Genomic DNA, 15,793 nt, shown 5'->3' with positions numbered 1-15,793 from the left:
GTTGTAGATAAGCAATGAATGAGCTGGATTGGTAATAGCATTACGTTGTGCCGTGGTCATTCGAGGAATTAGAAGTCCACCTGTGGTGGATCTGAGCTCAAGAATTGCACTCGGGTCTGGCACAATTACGCTATTAGAGATGCCAACATTTTGGGAATAAAGATTTAAAAGGAATCCAATCCAGATTAAAAAAAATGTTTTTTTCATTTTTTTTTCAAATTTAATAAAATTTAACAAAAACGTTAGTTTTTTACTACTCGTTACTGGTATGGAAATCAAATGAATGGATTGTTTTGTTTTATGGAGAATTATTTTTATAAATGACATTTTGTAAAATCATACATGAAGTTAAGAACGCCTTATCAATGGTGTGGTTTTGTATGATTAGTAAAATATAATTTTTTCTGTATAAAAAATTCTTTACAATATCTCGAACTCATCACATAAGTGATATGATGCCTATTTTTGTGCTTAGTTTATCAAATATTTTCTCTTTTCAAAAGAAGACCTTGTCGTATGACGCATTCATCTTGAGCCAAATGGTGATCAATTCAATTCTAATAAAAAAACTGTTGCCATGATTTTTGTCTTCCATAATTGTATGCAAAGAGGTATTATTTGATTTTTTGATTCTTTTCGTATCGTAGCAGAAATTTCAATTTTAGACTATTTGTGAGATACAAATTATCTTTTAATTGCTTGCTTCGTTTCAAAGTATAAAAAAAATATCATTGTATGAGGCAAAATTGTTCAATAAACTTCATTTCTTAGGTCGTTTGTTGGTCATAGATTAACATAAGAATAAAACACAATTGGAAGGGTACCTTCCAATTGTGTTTTACGGTTAAATATATCATGCGATTAATTATTTTTTTAGTAATTACAGCGAATTCTAAAATCGCTGAAAAATGTAGCGTCGTTTCCGTTTGCTTGTCTAGTGTAGGCAGGAGTACCGGTGGTAGGTGTAAAGTTGTTCACAGTTGGTGCACTGGTTGTAAGGTTTCCACCAGATCCTGATTCACAATCGGTACAAATATTACCATTAGGATCAAGCCGGACAAGGAGAATATCATTGCCTCCTGAGCCGAATGAATTGGTAGTACCTAAGGCAATGTATTCTCCTGTTGAATTATTTAAAATGACAGTTTGAAACCATTCATTTCCTGTTCCACCTATAGTTTTAGTCCAGTTTAAAGCTCCAGTTGAGGAAAGCTTAACAACATAGGCATCTTGTCCCCCGGCGCCGAATGAATTGGTATAACCAACCACGAGGTAGCCTCCATCGTTGGTAGGGATAACATGATAACCTTCTTCGGACGATGGTCCTCCAATGGTTCTTGCCCATTGAAGATTTCCAGATCCATCAATTTTTAACACCCACACATCGAAAGATCCAACACCATAACTATCTGTATAACCACACAAAATGTATCCTAAATCGTTAGTTGGTTTCATGGACCAAAATCTCTCATTTCCAGGTCCACCGTACGCTTTAGCCCATTGCAAGGTGTTTGCGGATGAGAATTTCGCAACATAACCATCCTGATTGCCAGCTCCAAAACTCCAGGTATTGCCTGCTATAATATAACCACCATCTGATGTTTTGCAAATGGCTTCACAACCTTCATTATGCGTTCCACCAAAGTAAAGAGATGTTGAAATATTTCCATTGTTATCCATTCGAAAAATAACTGCATCCTGTAGCCCAGGTCCGACTGCTGCCATAGATCCTCCCCAGACAACACTACCGTCATCTAAAACTGCACTTGCACCATAGGTAAAATCATTTGAGCTAGCTCCAATTGTATAGGACCAAAGCCTTTGTCCCGTGGGGGTGAATTTATAGATAAAAAAATCCAAACCTCCTGCTCCGAAGGAATAAGTATGTCCTGCTCCAAAAAAATTTTGATCCGATAATTGAGTTGCTATCATGCTCAAGCCTTCGTCAGATGCTGTACCACCTATAACTTTAGACCATGAAATATTGAAATTATGATCCAATTTCATCATTAAGTTATCGTTAGAGCCAAAACCTGAGGAATTTGTTCTTCCCATCAGCAGGTATCCACCATCAAGGGTGTTGATCATAGCAGTTCCTACATCGTCTCCAGAGCGTCCGAGGGTATAGCAGGAACCTTTGCAAGGAACATATACAGTAATAGTTCCACTATTTGCACTTGTGCCACAACTGTTATATGCTCTTACTCTGTAATAGTAGTTTCTGTTGCAGGGCAATCCTGATAAGAGAATCCATGTGTTGTTGCCGGCATTATAATTATTATATCCTGATACAAAATTGGTAAACGTTGAATTATAAGCCACGTCAATATAGTAGCCAGTAGCGCCAGGCACGGCACTCCATTGAGCATGGAAAGAGTTGCTTGTGATATTGGTGGCGGGGAGTGCGTTGGGTTGTTGTGGAACAGTACACTCACATGCAAAAGATAGCCATTGACTCAAATTAGCATTCCACCATTCATAGCAATTGGATGTTGTGTTGTAGATAAGCAATGCATGAGCTGGACTGGTGATGGCATTGCGTTGTGCTGTGGTCATGCGAGGAATTAGAAGTCCACCTGTGGTGGATCTGAGCTCAAGAATTGCACTCGGGTCTGGCACAATTACGCTATTAGAGATGCCAACATTTTGGGAATAAGCATTTAAAAATAATGCAACCCATACTAAAAAAAACTGTTTTTTCATAGCCCTCTTTTTCGCAAATATAGATCCTCATTAATCACTTTTTTAATGAAGTTGCTAAATATGTAAATAGCTAAACAATTTTGTTTTATGAAAAAGAAATTTTTCTTTATGCTTTGCATTTTGGCACATCTTTTTAAGAAATTGAAACCAAGTTGAAAATGCGAGGATTGCTTTCATTAACTAAAAGAAAGATATTACATTGAGTGAATTGATTTTATGATCTGGTTTCAATGTACAATAACCTACCTTTTCATTATCTTAAATAATGTAGCACGACATTAAATGCTTGGAATATTCTGAGTTGGAGCTGAAATTCCCTATAAATGAGTTATTTGATGGACCACACTTAGGACTTTTTTGGTTTTTTCTAAGTATAGTGAAAAAGCCTGAAATCTTGATTCACCATATGGCAACTTAGAAAAGTTAAATTTTTTAAATATGATGGTTTAATATCTATTAAAACTATGCCTTTTCCATAGATATTTTAGTGTAACATAACTATTTATTGTTGAACTACTATTGGTATAACTTCTTGCATAAGTTTATGCCATAAAGATTAACTCTTTATGTTTTCATTAAACCAATCAGTCATTGATAGATTTTTTCATTCATCGTAATAAAGATAATAATAAACCTCCACATTATCAAGAAAAGCACCATCGAAGCCAGCTTGGATAATTTTATCGATATAACTGTTTTCCGATCCCATGATAATTTCTTTCCATTCATTATCCCAAAATTTAACGTAATATTCATCGGGATAGCCCGGATAGGGTTTTCTGATAAAGCATGGATGATGTAATCTCCAGTTATTTTTCCAATAATATCGATATCGCTCGGCAGATCCTATGGAAACGTAGGCAATAACTAGTCTTTTACCACCATTTTTCTTGTGACGAAGAGCTTTGATATCATCAGAATTTAAAGGAGTATCATTAAAAAATAAATCTATGATTACCAGATCAAAATTGGTCTGGCGAATAGATTCAAGATAATCTTCTTTATTAGTAAATTTGTTGCTACCACCTATGTAATAGAGGACATTTCTTACTTCTTGAATGGATTCAATATTATCATTATTTTCTTGAACAATGGTATCGGGAATGTATTCGTACATGTAATTATTGGGGCCACGGACGAATGGTATAAAGCCATGTTGCATGTTGAGCTGATAAGCATGGGGTATGTCATGGTAGTTAGATACCATCTCAGAGACAATAATCTTTTTGTGGGAAACCAAACGATCAAGCAAAGCTAGCCTTTCACTGTCGGGTGAAAAAGTGTTAAAGTAAAAAAGTTCTTCCACGGTAAGAGCATCGATATGGTTGAGATAATCCATATCCAATTCACTATTGGCATCTAACTCTTTTGTTGCTAGTTCAATTCCATTTTGAGGAATGATGATAAAACCAGGTTTTTTTTGTTTTGTATAATTGGAGATCTCTTTGATCCATTCCTTCATTTTAATACCTGCACGATAGGAACGTTTTTCCTTTGAACAAGAAGCGAAAAATATGCTTAAGAAAAGAAAAGGAAATATGTATTTTTTCACGGCATGAATTTGTTTCACCTGCTTGTATCTTTAGGTAATTGTGTGGTGTCGTAACTAGGAGGTGGGCCATATTTAACAGCAGGACGAACACCGTATTTAGTCACGGGGGGTGTGAAAGGGGAATCGGGCTTTTGAACAGAAGGATTTTGTTGGATACTACCATCTTTTAGGGTAGAATTTTCTTTCTTTTTCCTAGTTGAGCATGCAGTGTTCCAGAGAAAGAAACTTATTGATAGGAATAAAAAAGATGTAATTTGAAGCCATTTTTTTCTCATATGTGATAAACGTTTTCAATAATTAAGATAATAGCAAAAATAAACAAAATTATTCCGACAATTTTGTTTAAAATTAAAACCACACGTGGGCGTAAAAATCTTTTGATTTTGTATCCAACAAAAGATTTGAGAATATCGGTAGAAACAATCGTGGTAAAAATTCCACCGAAGAAAAACAAAGCCGATTCATACAAATGGTTTTCTATAGCTCGTTGGGTTAGATAACCAGATACACTAATCCAAAAAAGTATTACAACAGGATTAAACAAATTGAGAAAAAAACCTTTAATGAAAAGTGTCACGACGGATGGTTTGGATTTTAGGTCTTGCTTAAGTAAATTTCTTTTTCTTCGAAGCAAAATGTCGGGTTTTTTAAAGAATGTATAAATGCCATAAATGATAAGGATAGTGCTGCCTATGATAAGAACGATGAATTCATTTTTCCCTTTTTCGATAAATGAAGAGAGGCCAAGAAAAGAAAGTAAAAGAACGAATAAATCACTCAAAGCGATTCCGGCTGCAAAAATGATAGCATATCGGAAACCTTTATCTATAGATGTTTGAATAATAGTAAAGAATGCGGGACCCAGTGACATAGCTACCACAAGTCCTATGATAAAACCCTCTATGAATAGGGAAATATATGGATTCACCGATTTTTATTTTTTTCGACGAAAGCTATCCAATCTTCTAAGTTTTTCTTCATAACGCGTGGAAACTTGATCTGTGCTCCAATTTTCCCAATGCTTTTCAAGTAATCGTAAAACAATTGGAGAGGTAGGACTTCCACTTCAACTTTGCGAATGGCTTCAAGTCTTTCAGTCCGATAGTCGTCGTTCAGGTTTTTAAGGTAATTATCTATGGCGTTGGCAGCAACAACTGGATCAATATGTTGATTGGTTCCAAGCCACCATTTATGCATAAACATACCTTGGTAAGGCAAAGCAGCAACGGTGAATTCGGGAACAGAAACTTTATAATCATGCTCTAGAAGCTCGATGGCACGAGTCATATTTTCAACGCTAAGATGTTCTCCGCAAACACTTAGATAGTGCTTAGTGCGTCCAACAATTTGCAACTCGTAAGGTAAGACGGAAGTAAATTTAATGACATCACCGATGAGATACCTCCATGCCCCAGCTACTGTGCTAAGTAAAATAGCATACTCGGTGTTGGGTTGTACGTCTTTGAGTGTGATGGTTTCAGGGTTATCTACCAAATTGCCATCACTATCAAAGTTTTTATCATTAAAAGGAATAAATTCATAGTAAATTCCATTATCGTAGACGAGAGCCATCGAGTCGACGTTAGGTTTGTTCTGAAAAGCAATGTAACCTTCCGAGGCAAGATAGGTTTCTAAATATATCAATGGCTTACCCAGTAATTTTTCGAAACTTTTTTTATATGGTATAAAACTTACACCGCCATGTGTGAATATGGTAAGATTGGGCCAAATCTCGTGAATATGATTAAGTTGGTATTTTTCGATGATTTTTAAAAAAAGGATCTGAAACCATGAAGGAACACCAACAATTGCGCCTATGTCCCATTTGGGTGCGTTGTTGACTATTTCTTCTAATTTTTTTTCCCAATCTCGTTCGCGACTTATTTTCTTACCAGGTTTATAATAAAATTGAAACCAAAAAGGAATATTTCCAGTGGTAATACCGCTAAGGTCACCAGCATAATAAGTGCCATTATATTGAAGATGGGTACTTCCTCCTAACATAAGGATTTTGTGAGAAAAAAAGTCTTTTGGAATATCAAAATTGGCAAGCGCTAGTAAAGTTCGGACAGAAGTCTTTTTAATTGCTCTGAGCATATCGTTGGTAATAGGAATGTATTTACTTGATGCTTCACTTGTGCCAGAGCTGAGTGCAAAATATTTCACTTTTCCAGGCCAGGTTACATCTGTTTCACCGAGCAATGAACGATACCACCATTCGTTGTGTATTTTGTTATAGTCAAATATAGGAATGTTTTCTCTAAATGATTTTTCGAAATCTTGTGTATTTAAAATTTTTTCGAAATCGTAATATTCACCAAATGCAGTCTTCGAAGCTTTTTTGAGTAACTTTTTTAAAACTTTTTGTTGTGCTTTGATAGGATTTTGTCTCTTGATTTTGGGAAGTTTACTATTGAATTCAATGGCATTCTTAATTAAAGCGCTGATCAATGGCATTTTCGTGTGTGTTTTTGCAAATTTAAGGTTTATTTTTTGTGTTTTGGATAAATTTTTCAATTCGAGATATGGTTTCAGCTTGGCCTATTAAGTGCAATATAGATGCTAGGTGCGGTCCATATGAGTCACCTACGATGGCAAGTCTTAAAATATTAAAGAATTTTCCCGTTGAAATTTGATATTCTTTCAAGATAGTTTGTAAAGTTTGATCTATTTCGCTTTCGTTCCACTTTGTCTCCTTAAGTTTATTTATTGTAATCAACAGTATTTCATCATAAGATTGGAAAACATATTTCTCAAAAACTTTAATGTTATAGGTAGTTGGTGCTTTAAAAAAGAAAAGAGATTTTTCAGCTAGGTCGATGAGAGTATCAGATCTTTCCTTCATGAGTGAGATGACGATTTTGAGAATTTCGGGCTCGAGCTGTAATTGATGATGTTGGTGATAGTAATTTTGTAGAAAAGGCAAGAGTTCTTCGTTGTCTTTGAGGTTCAGGTATTGCTTATTAAACCATTTGGCTTTTTGTAGATCGAAATGAGCACCGCTTTTGCTAATACGGTCAAGTGAAAAGAGTTCGATCATTTCTTCCATACTCATGAGTTCTTTATCGTTGCCGGGGTTCCAGCCAAGCAAAGCAAGAAAATTGACCAGTGCATCTGGAAGATATCCATCTTCGCGGTAACCTCTGATTTCTTCACCCGTGAAGGGATCTCGCCATGCAAGGGGAAAAACAGGAAAACCAAGTCTGTCGCCGTCGCGTTTACTGAGTTTTCCTTGTCCATCAGGCTTGAGTAGCAAAGGCAGATGAGCAAAGGCAGGCATTTCCCAATTAAAAGCTTCGTACATAAGAACGTGTAAAGGTGCTGATGGTAGCCATTCTTCTCCTCGAATAACATGGGTTATGCCCATTAAATGGTCATCCACTACATTTGCAAGATGATACGTTGGCATGCCGTCACTCTTAAAAAGGACTTTATCGTCGAGCTGATTTGAACTAACTTCAATTTTTCCTCTGATGAGATCTTCGAAAATGATATTCTTATGTTCGGGGATTTTAAAGCGTATCACATAAGGTTTTCCTTCATTAATCCATGTTTTCCATATTTTTTCTGGTAAAGCCAAAGAATTTTTAAGATTTTTTCGTGTTCGACAATCGTATTGAAAAGTAAGATTCCTTTCTTGATAGTTTTTGCGCAATTCTTCGAGTTCTTCTGGAGTTTCAAAAGCATAATATGCAAAACCTTGTTGTACGAGATAGTCTACATATTGTCTGTAAATTTCTTTTCTTTCGCTTTGTTTGTATGGAGCATAAGGACCACCCAAATGAGGACCTTCGTCGAATTTAATACCACACCATGTAAGACTCTCTATAATATATTCCTCAGCACCAGGGACATATCGTTGTTGATCCGTATCTTCAATTCTTAAGATGAAAACACCGTGATGTTTACGTGCAAAAAAATAGTTGTAAAGGGCTGTTCGTACACCACCAATGTGTAAAGGTCCTGTAGGACTAGGAGCAAATCTAACACGTACCATTTTTTGTTGCAAAAGTAACTAAAATGACAAAGCTAGACGACTTTTACTTCCAATAGGAGAATGTCATTGATGAAACCTTTCAAAACATCGCCACGTTCGACCTTACCAATACCAGAAGGGGTACCAGTAAAAATTAAGTCGTTTTTACAAAGGGTCATAAATTTTGATACATAAGCAATGAGTTTACTTAAAGAAAAGATCATTTGGTCGGATGATGATGCCTGCATGATAGTCTCATTTCTTTTGAGGGAAAAATGATAGGGAAGTTGTGATAAACTAAATGGGAGGAATTTTCCGACTGCAGCTGACCCGTCGAACGATTTGGCAATTTCCCACGGTTCGCCTCGTTCTATACATCTTCTTTGTATGTCGCGAGCAGTAAAATCAATGCCTATGGTAACAGCACTAACATATTTCATTGCTTCTTCTTCGGAAGTATTTTTGATGTTTTCATCAACACGAAAAACAAGTTCGCCTTCATAATGAATTTCGTTGCTAAAATCTGGGATTCGAAAGTTTTCTCCAGGAAGAAGTAAAGAATTCTCACTTTTAACGAAAAAAACAGGATATTCTGGAATTTTGTTGTTCATTTCTTTTACATGATCTATGTAATTTCTGCCAATACAGATAATTTTCATTTGATGGTGTTATTACCTTGATTAAACATGCGAAGACGAATTTTGGTAACTACTTGCTTAGTGCTTAAGGGAAATTGACTTTTCATAATCCAATCGTAATATTGAGGTTCACGTTTGAAAACTTCCTCGACACTTTCACCTAAGTATTTTCCAAATGCAAAAACCTCAACGCCATCATCATTGAATTTGATGTGACCTGCTAAATCAGCATTATTATCAAATCGACTAAGTTTCTCAAGAAAGTTAAGATCTATCTTAAATATTTCTGATTCGGTGTGGGGTAGGGGTTGATTTTCATATCGATGTAACTGCGCTTGAAAAATCTCCCATGTTGCTAAGGTGTCAGCTTGAGCGGTGTGAGCATTTTCGATATCTTTGTTGCAATAGAACTTGTAGGCTGCTCTCAAATTTCTAGGTTCCATCCGATGAAAGATATTCATAACATCAATGATGCGTCGTTGCGATACATCAAAATCAATATCACACTTTAAAAATTCTTCTACAAGTAACGGAACATCGAATCGTAGACAATTGTAACCTGCCAAATCAGCATTGCCAATAAATTGGAGAATTTCATGGGCTTTATCTTTAAACGTAGGCTTATTTGCCACATCTTCGTCTCTTATGCCATGGATGGCTGTTGATGTTGGTGGGATGGGCATTTCGGGGTTAAAAAGCTGATGCATGGAATGTTCCTTCCCGTCGGGGTCGATTCGAAGTAGAAAGATTTCAATAATTCGATCCTTATGGATCAAAATTCCAGTTGCTTCAATATCGAAAAAAACAAGAGGTCGAGTTAATTTTAAAGGCATTTGATTATTCTCTAGCATTTGATTATTGTGTAAGAACCAGGTTAATTTTTTGAGGAACGTCGGAATTTTCTCCTTCTGGTATGATTATCTTTTTTTCAATGGGTTGGTATGGTGGCAGGTTGAGTTCAATTTTATATTCACCAGGAGCAGCGATAATGATGAATTTACTTGTCGTTTTAGAAGGCTTGTATTGTCCATAAAGGTTATTGTTTTTCAGATCGTAAAGTTTTATTATCATCTCTTGAGGCATATTTTTTAATTGCTCTTCAAGCATCTTTTTGGTTTCGGCTACATCAGGATGATATTGTTCGATATCACTAAGCTTAGTTTTTGAAGGATAAGTTTTCACAATAGAATCCCATAATGTTTTATACTGATGATACTGTTCCTTCATGGCATGGAGTTTCTGAAAATATGGGGTACTGTCGGAAGTAAGAACATATCCATGAATGAGAGTTGCTGGAGGAGGAACGTTAGAAAAGATAAGGCGGTATATATCGAGATCACCAATGCCATTAGGCCGGAAAAGACTCATGTAAGCATAGCGCATGGAGCGAGTAAAAGAGATGGTGAATTCGTCGTCGGGTGTATTAACAGGATAACCTAAATTCACAGGTTTTGAAAAAATGTTTTTTTCGGGGTCATACGTACATTTAAATAAATCATAACCTCCCATGCCTGGATGACCATTCGATGAGAAAATAAAAGTTTTACCATCGGGTGCAAAATAAGGATAATCTTCATCAAGGGATGTATTAATATTTGGGCCAAGATTGATGGGTTCTCCCCATTCACCGTTCGGAAGTAAATAACTCATATAAAGGTCCATCCCTCCTAGACCGCCAGGCATTGAACTAGCGAAAATTAGTTTCTTTCCATCAGGTGTGAATGTTGCTCCATTTTCAAAGTTATCAGTATTCACATAACTACCAGCGGATACTGGTCTTTTGAACGAAAGATTACTGATTTCAGATATGAAAATATCAGCATTGCCTTGTTCGTTGGCGTAGAAAAAGAAAGCCACTTTTCCATCAGGGGTTAAACCTGATATTTCTTCATTTAAGTAGGTATTAACTGGAGGACCAGCATTTTTAGCTTTTTTCCAAATGTTGTTTTCCTTACGAGAGATGTAAATATCAGGTGTCAGAAAGCCATCATAATCCATGAAGTTACCAATATTTCCCTGTCGTTTCGATGTAAACACCAGCAAATTTTCATCAGCGGAAATATAAGGGTTGTAATCAGGACTTGGTGAATTAATGGGAGTTGGAAGCAATTCAAATTGTATCTGTAGTGGTTTTTCCATGAGTTTTTTGGCATGATCACATTGTTCTATTTGCTTTTTGGCAGGAATGTAATTGTTATCTTTGTCGGTAAGGCTAATAAATTTCTGGAAAGCTCGTTTTGCATCATCGAATCTGTAAGAAAGCTGATAAGCTCGGCCCAAATCATACCATGCATTAGGATCTGCTTTGGGTTGCTTTACCACCCATTCTAGATGATTAATGGCTTTGTTTTTGTCGATATTGGTATAGAGATAACATTGAGCAACTTTGTACCGATACTCAATGTTGAAAGAATCTTTTTTAAGTAGTTCTTCGTATTCTTTAAGTGAAAATCTAAAATTTTGGTATTTAAAGTAACCACGAGCAGCTTTCTTGCTTCCATCAGGTTTAAATTCTCCTTGTCCTAGGAGGAAGATTGTAGTAAAAATGGAAATTAACAATATGCTTACAATTTTCATAATTCCAGGAAAAATTCCTTTAAAACATTGATCTTTTGGTGAGCAAGAGTTTTAGCTTCTGTTGAGAAAGGATGGATCTTGACTTCGAAATAAAACTTAATCTTGGGTTCTGTTCCTGAAGGTCTTACAGTTATTTTGCTTTCATCATCTAGGAAGTATTGAAGAACATTGGATTTGGGTAGTGAAATAGTTTGAATGTTTTTGGAAGGCAAATCCACTTCTTCTCGTGTAAGGAAATCCTTAATTTTAATAACCTGTTTAGATGCTATGGTTTGAGGAGGATTTTGTCTAAGTTTTTCCATCATAGCTTTGATTTCTTCTTTCCCTTGTAAACCTTTTTTGGTTAGAGATACTTGCTCTTCCATGTAGAATCCGTATTTTTCGTAAATATCATTGAGATAATCGAGTAAAGTTTTATTCTGCAAAGCACAATAAGCTGCAACTTCAGCTATCATACACCCTGCCATGATACCGTCTTTATCACGGATCATATCATTACCCAGATAACCATAACTTTCTTCGCATCCCCCCAAAAATAATTCTTCCCCTTCTTTTTTTCGAATAATTTCTGCTATGTATTTAAAGCCGGTCAGGACATCGTACATTTTTACATTAAAATCCTTTGCAATCTCTCTGATAAGCTCAGTAGTTACGATGGTCTTAATGATCATGCCATGAGGAGGGAGCTCGTTTTTGCTTTTCTTAGTTGAAAGAGTATAGTAGAGAAGAATTGTTGCAATCTGATTACCGTTGAGCAATAAGTAATTTCCGTCGGAAGTTTTAATCCCTACACCCAGTCGATCTGCATCAGGGTCCGAAGCTATTACGAGATCAGCATTTCTTTGTTTGGCATATTCGATGGCTAGTTGCATAGCTTCGGGATCTTCAGGATTAGGATATTTGACAGTTGGAAAATTACCGTCAATAACGGCTTGTTCGGGTACAACAAAAACATTAGTGAATCCAATGTCTTTAAGAGCTTCCTCCATAAGACGATATCCAGTTCCATGCAAAGGCGTATAAACAATGGATAGATCAGATTTTTTCTTGATAACATCAGGCTGGAGAATGGATTTACGTATAGCTTGTATATAAAATGTATCAAAATTATTATCAAGTATGTGAATAAGAGATGAATCTGGTGTGAAGTTAATCTGATCAGGAGAAGTAATGGCTCTCACTTCGTTAATGATCATTTGATCGTAGGGTGATACCACTTGTCCTCCATCTTCTCCATAAACTTTGTAACCATTGTACTCAGGTGGGTTATGCGAAGCTGTGATCATAATGCCTGCTTTGCAGTAAAAATAACGAACAGTAAACGAGAGTTCTGGGGTTGGACGAAGTTCGTTAAACATAAAAACTTTGATTCCATTTGCCGAAAGTATCGAAGCAGCGAGTTCAGCAAAAAATTTGCTGTTGTTTCTGCTGTCGTACGAAATGGCTACAGCAATAGATTGATTAGGGTATTGTTTTTTAAGAAAATTAGCCAATCCTTGTGTGGCAGCACCGACAGTATATTTGTTCATTCGATTGGGTCCAACACCCATAATTCCACGAAGCCCTCCCGTTCCAAACTCCAGTTCTTCTGAAAAAGCTTCTTTAAGTTCTTCTGGTTTATTATTTTGTAGATATAAGATTTGTGTTTTTGTTTCCTCATCGTAAGGGCCATTCAACCAGTGCTGAACTTTATCCAGATAATTTTCCATACGGTTCATTCATATTTTTCAGACACAAAGATAAACTATCTTTCCAATAAGGGATAACGATGTTGAAAAATGCTTTCAATTTTTCTTTGCTTAAAACGCTGAATGAGGGCCTCGGGGCAGGACGAGGCATTTGTGACGTACGAATAGGAATAATAGGGATGTTAATTTGTTTTTGAAATAGTATTTCTTGAGCAAAGTCGTACCATGATGCTACGCCCTCGTTGGAATAGTGGAAAATTTCAACACTTTGTATTTTTTCTTTGTGGAAGGCTACGTGCAAACATATTCGGGCCAAGTCTTCTGCCCAAGTAGGGGTGCCTATCTGATCATAGACCACTTGCAAAAAGGATTTTTCTTGAGAGAGTTTTAGTATTGTTCTTACAAAATTATGACCTGTTTCGTTGTATAGCCACGAAGTACGGATGATAACACCGCGGGAAAGAATTTTTTTCATGAGAAGTTCACCTTCCAGTTTACTTTGTCCATAGACAGATTTTGGGTTAACAGGATCAGTTTCATCGTAAGGTGTTGATTTTTTTCCATCGAAGACATAGTCGGTAGAAATATGAATGAGAAAAATATGATGTTCTTCACAAATCTTAGAAATGTTTTCGACAGCATAAGCGTTTACAAGAAATGCTTTTTCTTTTTCTATTTCAGCTTGGTCTACATTGGTGTAGGCTGCAGCATTAATGATAATACTAGGGGAAAGCCTCTCGACTTCAGAGATCAAATTGCTTTTTTGGGTTATATCTAATTCTGGAAGGTCGCGAAAGAAAAATACATGTGGTGAAAAAAATGAATGCAATTGTTTCAGTTTACTTCCTAATTGTCCATCTGCCCCTAAAACTAGAATTTTTTCTACGTTCATATTTTATTTCTAAAATAGTCAATGGTTTTTAAAAGACCTTCCCGAAGAGGTGTGGAAGGTTCCCAATTGAGTAATGTTTTTGCTTTTGTAATGTCAGGTTGCCGCTGAATAGGATCGTCTTCGGGTTTTGGTTCAAAACGTATTTTAGAACGTGATGATGTGAGTTCAATGATCAGATGTGCCAAATGAAGTATGCTAATTTCGACAGGATTTCCCAAATTAATGGGTCCAATTATTTCATCGGATGTATTCATCAGTTTAATTAACCCATCGACCATATCATCAACAAAACAGAAGCTTCTGGTTTGCATTCCATCCCCGTAAACGGTAATGTCTTCGTTTTTTAGAGCTTGAATGATGAAATTTGATACGACACGGCCGTCGTTAGGGTGCATTCTGGGACCATACGTATTAAATATTCGTGCAATTTTGATACGAACGCCATTTTGTTTGTGGTAGTTTAGAAAGAGCGATTCAGCACAGCGTTTTCCTTCGTCGTAGCAAGAACGAGGTCCGATAGGATTAACATTGCCCCAGTATTCTTCAACTTGGGGATGGATAGTTGGATCACCATATACTTCGCTAGTACTTGCCTGAAGAATTTTGGCTTTAATTCTTTTTGCCAAACCTAACATGTTGATGGCTCCCATGACAGAAGTCTTTATAGTTTTGATAGGGTTATATTGATAGTGAATGGGAGATGCTGGACAAGCAAGATGATAAATCTCATCAACTTCTAAAAAAATGGGATTAATGACATCGTGACGTATGAGTTCAAAAAAAGGATTGTTCATCAAGTGTAAGATGTTCTCCTTGGAACCCGTAAAATAATTATCAAGACATATGACTTCGTGCCCATCGTTGAGCAATTTCTCGCAAAGATGGGAGCCTAGAAAACCAGCTCCTCCGGTAACCAAGATTTTTTTTCTCATGTATTGATGATGCTAAATGAATCCCAATCAAGTGCTACAGGAAAACTTTCACGAAATTGTTTCAAAGCATTGTAGTTCAAAGAGTAAATTTTAGCTGTGATATCGTCTGATTTCAAAACTAAAGCATCTAGTTCTGTTCCGTCAGGAAAGCAAGCTGTTGATTTTCCGCAATATTCCCAGCCATTTCCATCTACACCAGTTCTGTTGATGCCAATAGTTATTGCCATATTTTCAATCGACCTAGCTTTGAGCAATGTTTCCCAAATGTGAATACGACTTGTAGGCCAATTAGCTGGATAAAAAAGAATGTCGTATTCGTATTCATTATTTACAAATTTATTTCGAGCCCATACAGGAAAACGTAAATCATAACAAATAAGGGGTTTAATTTTCCAGTCATGATAATTAAAAATAGTGGATTGAGATCCACTACCATATTTTTTGTGTTCACCGGCCATTCGGAAAAGATGCTTTTTGTCGTAAGTAAAGAGTTTTCCATAGGGAGTTACAAAAATGAGACGATTATATATTAAGTCTCCATCCTTAATAGCTGCAGTACCAGTCAGGCAAAGCTGAAACTCGTTCGCTTTCTCTTTTAACCACGAGACGATAACACCGTCAGGAGTATCAGCAATATCTGAAGGGTCTCTAACAAAACCAGTTGCAAACATTTCTGGCATCGAAACAATATCGGTATAATCTCTAAGTTGAGGTAAAATTTTTTCTACGATCTTAAAATTTGCAAAAGGGTCTTTCCATTTAACGTCCCATTCGAGTAAAGCCCATCGTAAAACATCCATATGTTACTAATTTGATGATAACTTTGCAAAAATAC

Annotated in this window: 14 protein-coding genes; all 14 read right to left on the bottom strand. The window is 36.3% G+C overall.

Translation table 11 applies throughout. From position 1 onward, the window contains the following. On the bottom strand, positions 1–207 hold a 207-nt coding region (locus N2Z72_07765; protein MCX7697570.1), incomplete at its 3' end, for a hypothetical protein. 666 nt (positions 208–873) lie between these two features. Next, positions 874–2,703: a fibronectin type III domain-containing protein gene (locus N2Z72_07760; GenBank protein ID MCX7697569.1), complete on the bottom strand. Its 1,830-nt coding sequence runs from the start codon at positions 2,701–2,703 to the stop codon at positions 874–876. Positions 2,704–3,307: 604 nt separating this feature from the next. Next, positions 3,308–4,255 (bottom strand): endo alpha-1,4 polygalactosaminidase, encoded by a 948-nt coding sequence (locus N2Z72_07755; GenBank protein ID MCX7697568.1) that lies wholly within the window; start codon positions 4,253–4,255, stop codon positions 3,308–3,310. A gap of 14 nt (positions 4,256–4,269) precedes the next feature. Next, a complete protein-coding gene (locus N2Z72_07750; protein MCX7697567.1) occupies positions 4,270–4,530 on the bottom strand; it encodes a hypothetical protein in 261 nt (86 codons plus the stop codon). Then, entirely contained in the window at positions 4,527–5,183 is a 657-nt protein-coding gene (locus N2Z72_07745; GenBank protein ID MCX7697566.1) for a LysE family translocator, read from the bottom strand. Before N2Z72_07745 ends, N2Z72_07750 begins: the two co-directional genes overlap by 4 nt. Then, positions 5,180–6,712 carry a GH3 auxin-responsive promoter family protein gene (locus N2Z72_07740; GenBank protein MCX7697565.1) on the bottom strand — a complete coding sequence of 511 codons (1,533 nt, stop codon included), beginning with the start codon at positions 6,710–6,712 and terminating at the stop codon, positions 5,180–5,182. Before N2Z72_07740 ends, N2Z72_07745 begins: the two co-directional genes overlap by 4 nt. 22 nt (positions 6,713–6,734) lie before the next feature. Then, a complete protein-coding gene (gltX, locus tag N2Z72_07735) occupies positions 6,735–8,252 on the bottom strand; it encodes a glutamate--tRNA ligase (GenBank protein MCX7697564.1) in 1,518 nt (505 codons plus the stop codon). 32 nt (positions 8,253–8,284) lie between these two features. Beyond that, entirely contained in the window at positions 8,285–8,890 is a 606-nt protein-coding gene (locus N2Z72_07730; protein MCX7697563.1) for a fumarylacetoacetate hydrolase family protein, read from the bottom strand. Beyond that, on the bottom strand, positions 8,887–9,702 hold the full coding sequence (locus N2Z72_07725) for an exonuclease domain-containing protein (GenBank protein MCX7697562.1): 816 nt from the start codon (positions 9,700–9,702) through the stop codon (positions 8,887–8,889). Before N2Z72_07725 ends, N2Z72_07730 begins: the two co-directional genes overlap by 4 nt. 22 nt (positions 9,703–9,724) lie before the next feature. Beyond that, positions 9,725–11,446 carry a hypothetical protein gene (locus tag N2Z72_07720; protein ID MCX7697561.1) on the bottom strand — a complete coding sequence of 574 codons (1,722 nt, stop codon included), beginning with the start codon at positions 11,444–11,446 and terminating at the stop codon, positions 9,725–9,727. Continuing rightward, positions 11,443–13,155, bottom strand: a complete 1,713-nt coding sequence (locus N2Z72_07715; protein MCX7697560.1) for a phospho-sugar mutase — start codon at positions 13,153–13,155, stop codon at positions 11,443–11,445. Before N2Z72_07715 ends, N2Z72_07720 begins: the two co-directional genes overlap by 4 nt. Next, the gene (gene rfbD, locus N2Z72_07710; protein MCX7697559.1) at positions 13,136–14,026 is read right to left on the bottom strand and encodes a dTDP-4-dehydrorhamnose reductase; all 891 of its coding nucleotides are present in this window, start codon (positions 14,024–14,026) and stop codon (positions 13,136–13,138) included. The genes N2Z72_07715 and rfbD overlap by 20 nt, the downstream gene beginning before the upstream one ends. Next, positions 14,023–14,958, bottom strand: coding sequence for an SDR family oxidoreductase (locus tag N2Z72_07705; GenBank protein ID MCX7697558.1), 936 nt, complete (start codon positions 14,956–14,958; stop codon positions 14,023–14,025). Before N2Z72_07705 ends, rfbD begins: the two co-directional genes overlap by 4 nt. Beyond that, entirely contained in the window at positions 14,955–15,758 is an 804-nt protein-coding gene (locus tag N2Z72_07700) for a nitrilase family protein (GenBank protein MCX7697557.1), read from the bottom strand. The genes N2Z72_07705 and N2Z72_07700 overlap by 4 nt, the downstream gene beginning before the upstream one ends. Positions 15,759–15,793: the final 35 nt, after the last annotated feature.

Source organism: Bacteroidales bacterium, from assembly GCA_026418905.1.
Lineage (GTDB): Bacteria > Bacteroidota > Bacteroidia > Bacteroidales > DTU049 > JAOAAK01.
The sequence above is the reverse complement of the archived record's forward strand: the minus strand, read 5'-3'. Positions and strand labels throughout refer to the sequence as shown.

Bases quoted from the DNA above. Each gene is read 5' to 3' on its own strand.
- N2Z72_07750 (MCX7697567.1), bottom strand. From the start codon at position 4,530: ATGAGAAAAAAATGGCTTCAAATTACATCTTTTTTATTCCTATCAATA.
- N2Z72_07705 (MCX7697558.1), bottom strand. From the start codon at position 14,958: ATGAGAAAAAAAATCTTGGTTACCGGAGGAGCTGGTTTTCTAGGCTCC.
- gltX (MCX7697564.1), bottom strand. From the start codon at position 8,252: ATGGTACGTGTTAGATTTGCTCCTAGTCCTACAGGACCTTTACACATT.
- N2Z72_07730 (MCX7697563.1), bottom strand. From the start codon at position 8,890: ATGAAAATTATCTGTATTGGCAGAAATTACATAGATCATGTAAAAGAA.
- N2Z72_07760 (MCX7697569.1), bottom strand. From the start codon at position 2,703: ATGAAAAAACAGTTTTTTTTAGTATGGGTTGCATTATTTTTAAATGCT.
- N2Z72_07700 (MCX7697557.1), bottom strand. From the start codon at position 15,758: ATGGATGTTTTACGATGGGCTTTACTCGAATGGGACGTTAAATGGAAA.
- N2Z72_07740 (MCX7697565.1), bottom strand. From the start codon at position 6,712: ATGCCATTGATCAGCGCTTTAATTAAGAATGCCATTGAATTCAATAGT.
- N2Z72_07715 (MCX7697560.1), bottom strand. From the start codon at position 13,155: ATGGAAAATTATCTGGATAAAGTTCAGCACTGGTTGAATGGCCCTTAC.
- N2Z72_07720 (MCX7697561.1), bottom strand. From the start codon at position 11,446: ATGAAAATTGTAAGCATATTGTTAATTTCCATTTTTACTACAATCTTC.
- rfbD (MCX7697559.1), bottom strand. From the start codon at position 14,026: ATGAACGTAGAAAAAATTCTAGTTTTAGGGGCAGATGGACAATTAGGA.
- N2Z72_07725 (MCX7697562.1), bottom strand. From the start codon at position 9,702: ATGCCTTTAAAATTAACTCGACCTCTTGTTTTTTTCGATATTGAAGCA.